The sequence below is a fragment of the Streptomyces sp. NPDC005648 genome (assembly GCF_040605395.1).
GTDB lineage: Bacteria > Actinomycetota > Actinomycetes > Streptomycetales > Streptomycetaceae > Streptomyces.
The window spans coordinates 1-6,293 of record NZ_JBEXCS010000186.1 but is presented as its reverse complement, the minus strand read 5'-3'; the positions used below and the strand labels follow the sequence as shown (position 1 = coordinate 6,293).

General features: G+C 73.4%; 1 protein-coding gene. It reads left to right on the top strand.

The window, feature by feature from the left end; translation table 11 throughout:
- On the top strand, positions 1 to 6,293 hold a 6,293-nt coding region (locus ABZT17_RS44830; RefSeq protein WP_356357950.1), incomplete at both ends, for an amino acid adenylation domain-containing protein.

The following is a 6,293-nucleotide window of genomic DNA, read 5'->3' as shown; positions in this document are numbered from 1 at the left end:
CCCTCGGACGTGCCGCTGGTCACGGTCGGTCAGGCCGAGCTGGAGCGCTGGGAGCAGCAGCACCCGTCCCTGCGTGACGTGTGGCCGCCGACCCCACTGCAGTCCGGTCTGCTCTTCGAGTCGATGCTCGCCGACACCGCCCACGACGCCTACCAGATGCAGTTCGCGTACCACCTGTCCGGGCCCGTGGACCCGCGGCGCATGCGGGCCGCGGGCCAGGCACTGCTCGACCGCTACGACAACCTGCGCACCGCGTTCGTCTCCGACACGGCCGGCGATCTCGTCCAGCTCGTCCTCGACGAGGTCGAACTCCCCTGGCGGCACCTGGACCTGACCGACGCCGACGAAGAGGCCTTCCAGCGGCTCCTCGCCGCCGACCGCGCCGAGCGCTTCGACCCGGCCGCGCCGCCACTGCTTCGGCTCACCCTCGTCTCCCGCGGACCGGACCGCTCCGCCCTGGTCCTCACCGCCCACCACGTCCTGTTCGACGGCTGGTCGGTACCCACCCTCATGCAGGACCTGCTGCGGCTGTACGGCTCCGCCGGCGACCCCTCCGTCCTGCCCCGGACACGTGGCTTCCGCGACTTCCTGGCCTGGCAGTCGCGGCAGGACCGTGCCGCGGCCGCCGAGGCGTGGACGGCCGAACTCGACGGCTTCGACGAGCCGACGCTGCTCGTGCGGGACATGGACCCGGCCGCGCGGAGTGACGACGTCGGCAACGTCGACGTACCGCTGTCACCGGCCCTGTCACGCGGGCTGTCCGCGTGCGCCGCCGATCTGGGCGTCACGCTCAACACCCTGGTGCAGGGCGCCTGGGCGGTGCTGCTCGGCCAGCTCACCGGCCGCCGGGACGTGATCTTCGGCGCCACCGTCTCGGGCCGTCCGCCCGAGGTGCCAGGGGTGGAGTCCATGGTGGGCCTGTTCATCAACACCCTGCCCGTCCGCGTGGAACTGTCGCCCTGGCACAGCCTCCGGCAGGTGCTGACCGGCCTGCAGCAACGGCAGGGCGAGCTGCTCGACCACCACCACCACGGCCTCGGCGAGATCCACCGGGCCGTCGGGACGACCCGGCTCTTCGACACCATCGTCGTCTTCGAGTCGTACCCCGTCGACCACGTCGGTCTGAGCGAGGCCAACGACACGGCCGGCGTCGCCATCACCGGCATCACGCCGTTCAGCGGCACCCACTACCCGGTGACCGTGATGGCCGACGCCGACCCCGCCCTCCGTCTGTCGCTGCAGTACCAGCCGCATGTGTTCGACCGGCCCGCGGTGGAGCTCGTCGCCGAACGCTTCGAACAGGTGCTGCGCCGGCTGGCGACCGACCCCGAGCTGCCGGTCGGCGCGGTGGACGTGCTCACGCCCGCCGAGCGCGAGCGTGTGCTGCGCCTCAGCGGCACCGCCACGCCGTCCGTGCCGGACACGACCGTGCCCGCGCTGTTCGAGGCACGGGCCGCCGCGGCGCCCGACACCGTGGCGGTGATCAGCGGCGAGGAGTCGCTGACCTACGCGGAGACGGACCGGCGCGCCGAGCGGCTGGCGCGCTCCCTGGCCGCCCGCGGCATCGGCCCGGAGTCGCTGGTGGCGGTGGCGCTGCCCCGTACCCCCGACCTGGTCGTGGCCCTGCTCGGCGTGCTGAAGGCAGGCGCAGGCTATCTGCCGATCGACCCCGAATACCCCAGCGCACGCCTGGAGTTCCTCCTGTCGGACGCGGCCCCGCCGCTGATCCTCACCGACCCGGGGTCGGCGGCCGTCCTGCCGGACACCGGCATCCCCACCGCGACGCTCGCCGAGCTCACCGGGCCCGGCGCCGCGTCCGCGCACCCGGTGGCGGCCCGGCCGGAGAACGTCGCCTACGTGATGTACACGTCCGGCTCCACCGGCCGGCCGAAGGGTGTCACCATCACCCACCGCAACGTCACCAGCGTCCTGCCCGGCCTGGTCGACGCCCTCGGGGTCAGGCCCGGGATGCGGATGCTGGCGAGCGCGTCCGTCAACTTCGACGTCTCCGTGTACGAGATCTTCGCGACGCTCAGCCACGGCGGCAGCGTCGAACTCGTCCGCGACGTGCTCGCCCTGGGCGAGCGGGACACCTGGTCCGCCGACGTGGTCAACTCGGTGCCGTCCGCGTTCGCCGAACTCCTCGACGAGCTGCCGGGCCGCATCAACCCCAAGGCCCTCGTGTTCGCGGGCGAGGGCCTGCCCGGCTCCCTGGTGGAGCGCGTCCGGGCGGCCTTCCCCGGCGCACGCGTGGTCAACGGCTACGGCCAGACCGAGTCCTTCTACGCGACGGCGTACACGCTCGGCGCGGGCGAGCAGTTCACCGGCTGCGCGAGCGCGCCCATCGGCCGCCCCCTGCGGTACGGCCGCGCCTACGTCCTCGGGGCCGGGCTGCGGCCCGTGCCGCCGGGCGTGGTGGGCGAGCTCTATGTCGCGGGTGCCTCGCTGGGCCGCGGCTACCTCGGCCAGGCCTCCCTGACCGCCGAGCGGTTCGTGCCCGACCCGTTCGGTCCTGCCGGTTCGCGCATGTACCGCACCGGCGACCTGGCCCGCTGGACCCCCGACGGCCAGCTCGCCTACGTCGGCCGGGGCGACGGCCAGGTGAAGATCCGCGGCGTGCGCGTGGAACCCGCCGAGGTGGAGGCGGCCCTGCTGGCCCACCCCGATGTCGAACAGGCCCTCGTCATCGCCCGCCGGAGCCCCGCGAGCGGCGCCGCGGTGTCCTCGTATCTGACCGCCTACGTCGTCCCGGCCGGGAGCGGGTCGCCGCGGGACCTGCGCGGCTACATGTCCGCGAAGCTGCCGGACCACCTGGTGCCCTCCGCGTTCGTGACGCTCGACCGGCTTCCGCTGCTGCCCAACGGCAAGGCGGACCGCGCCGCGCTCCCCGAGCCGGAGTTCGCGGGCGTGCCCTACCGCGCCCCGCGCAATGCCACCGAAGAGGTGCTGTGCAGGCTGTTCGCCGAGGTGCTCGGCGTGGAACGGGTCGGCATCGACGACGACTTCCTGGTCCGCGGCGGTCACTCGCTGCTCGCCACCCGGCTCGTCAACCGCATCCGCGCCGAACTGGGCGCCGAGGTCCGCGTCGGCCGCGTGTTCGACGCGCCCACCGTCGCCCGGCTGAGCGGGCACCTCGCCACCGGCGGCCCGGCCCGGCCGCTGCTGCGCCGCGCCGACAGCCGGCCCGAGCGGGTGCCGCTCTCCTTCGCCCAGCGCCGCCTGTGGTTCGTGGACCGCTTCGAGGGGCCGTCGGCGACGTACAACCAGTCCTTCGTGCTGCGCCTGACCGGGCCGCTGGACGTCGACGCGCTGCGCACGGCGCTGCGTGACGTGGTCGCCCGGCACGAGACCCTGCGCACCCTGGTCGCCGAGGACGCCGACGGCAGGCCGTACCAGCGAGTGCTGCCCGTCGCCGACGCCGGCCTGGACGTCGCGCTGACCGAGGTGACACCGGACACGGTCGACGAGGAACTCGCCCGGATCATCGGCCGGTCCTTCCGGCTGGCCGCCGACATTCCCCTCCGCGCCGCACTGCTGCGGCTCGGCGCCGAGGAGCACCTGCTGCCCCTGGTCATCCACCACATCGCCGTCGACGGCGAGTCGATCGCGCCCCTCGCGCGCGACCTGGCCGCGGCGTACGAAGCCCGCCTGGAGTCCCGCGCGCCCGACTGGGCCGAACTCCCGGTCCAGTACGCCGACTACACGCTGTGGCAGCGCGAGATGCTCGGCGACGAGGACGACCCCGACAGCCTGCTGGCCGTCCAGGCGGAGTTCTGGCGCCAGGAGCTCGCGGGGGCGCCGCAGCCGATACAGCTGCCGACCGACCGGCCCCGCCCCCCGGAGCCCAGCCACCGCGGTGACGTCGTCGAGTTCGGCATTGCCCCCGAGGTCATGACCGAGGTGGCGAAGCTCGCCCGAGACAGCGGCGCGACCGAGGCCATGGTGCTGCAGTCCGCGCTCGCGGTACTGCTCGGCCGTCTCGGCGGGGGCGACGACATCACCATGGGCTCGCCGATCGCCAACCGCACCGACGCCGGGCTCGCCGACCTGGTGGGCTTCTTCGTCAACACGTGGGTGCTGCGCGCGGATCTGTCCGGCGCTCCGTCGTTCCGGGAGGTGCTGGGCCGGGTCCGGGACCGTGCGCTGGCGGCGTACGACAACCAGGACGCGCCGTTCGAGCGGCTGGTGGAGGTGCTCAACCCGGAGCGTTCCACCGCCTACCACCCGCTGTTCCAGGTGATGTTCGCCTGGCAGAACATCGCCCGTGAGGACTTCGGGATGCGCGGGCTCGAGGTCAGGTGGGAGCCCTCGTTCTCCGACACCGCCAAGTTCGACCTGTTCTTCAACCTGGGCGACATCCCGGGCCAGGGCGTCGTCGGCAACCTCGAGTACGCCACCGACCTGTTCGACCGCTCCACCGCCGAGCGCCTCGCCGACCGCTTCCTGCGCGCCGTCGAGCAGCTGGTGGCCGACCCCGCGCACCGCATCGACCAGGTGGACGTCCTGCTGCCAGGCGAGCGTGAGCGGCTCGACGGCCGCACCGGACCGGGCCTGCCGGTGGCGGACACCACCGTGCACGGCCTGTTCGAGCGGCAGGCCCAGGCCCGCCCCGACGCGCCGGCGGTGGAGTGCGGTGCGGCGCGGCTGACGTATCGGGAGCTGGACGAGCGGGCCAACCGTCTCGCACGTGCCCTGGTCGGGCGGGGTGTGACCGGGGAGTCGGTGGTGGGTCTGGCGTTGCCGCGCTCGGCGGACCTGGTGGTCGCCCTGCTGGGCATCATGAAGTCCGGCGGCGCCTATCTGCCCATCGACCCGCGCTACCCCAGCGCCCGGCTCGGGCTGATGCTGGAGCACGCCCGCCCGGCGATCCTCCTGACCGACGCCGCGACGGCACCCACGCTCCCCGGGCACGACGTCCCCGTGGTCCTCCTCGACGACCTGGACCTCGACGGCGCCGACCCGAGCCCCTTGGCGGTCGAAGTCCACCCGGACAACGCGCTGTACGTGATGTACACCTCCGGCTCCACCGGCGTCCCCAAGGGCGTCACGGCCACCCATCGCAACATCGCCGGCTGCCTGCCGACCCAGATGGACGCCGTCCACATGGGGCCGGGCAAGCGGATGTTGGCGGGTACTTCCATCAACTTCGATGTGTCGGTGTTCGAGGTGATGACAGCGCTGACGAGTGGTGGCGTGGTCGAAGTGGTGCGGGACGTGCTGGAGTTGGCGGAGCGGGAGAGCTGGCGGGGGAGTGTCGTCAGTTCGGTGCCGTCGGTGTTCTCGGAGATGCTGGACCAGATCGTCGGCAGGGTCGCCGTGGACACGTTGGTGTTCGCGGGTGAGGCGTTGCCCGGTTCGCTGGTGGAGCGGGCGCGCGCTGCCTTCCCGGGCGTGCGCATCGTCAACGGCTACGGCCAGACCGAGACCTACTACGTCTCCCAGTTCCTGCTCCCGAGCTCCCAGGACTGGACCGGCGGCGCGGCCGCTCCGGTCGGCTCCCCGCTGGACTGTGTACGCCCCTATGTGCTCGGTGAGGGCCTGCTGCCCGTGCCGCCCGGCGTGCCCGGCGAACTGTACGTCGGGGGCACGTCCGTGACCCGCGGCTACCGAGGCTCCCCCGGTCTGACGGCGGAGCGGTTCGTGCCGGATCCGTTCGGGCCGTCGGGTGCGCGGATGTACCGGACCGGGGACCTGGTGCGGTGGGACCGTGAGGGGCGGCTGGAGTACGTGGGCCGGGGCGACTCCCAGGTCAAGATCCGCGGCCTGCGGATCGAGCCGGGTGAGGTGGAGGCGGCCCTGACCGCCCACCCCGGCGTCGCCCAGGCCGCCGTGGTGGTCCGCGAGGGCAACGCGGGCACCAAGCAACTCGTCGGCTACGTCGTCCCGACCCGCACCACCGGGCCCGGCGACGACCCGACCGCCTCCGGCCGCAGCCACCTCGACCTGACGGCAGGCGTGTCGACTCAGGAGCTGCGCCGGTTCGCGTCCGGACGGCTGCCGGAGTACATGGTGCCGTCGGCGTTCGTGGTGCTCGACCGGCTGCCGCTGGCCCCGAACGGCAAGCTCGACCGCGCGGCGCTGCCCGCCCCCGTGTTCAAGGGGGAGACCTACCGGGCGCCCTCCGGCGAGACGGAGAGCGTGCTCGCGGCGGTGTTCGCCGAGGTGCTGGGCGCGGACCGGGTGGGTGTGGACGACGATTTCTTCGCGGTGGGCGGGGACAGCATCCGTTCCATCCAGGTCGTCTCACGGGCGCGGGCGCGGGGCGTGGAGGTCACCCCGCGGGAGATCTTCCA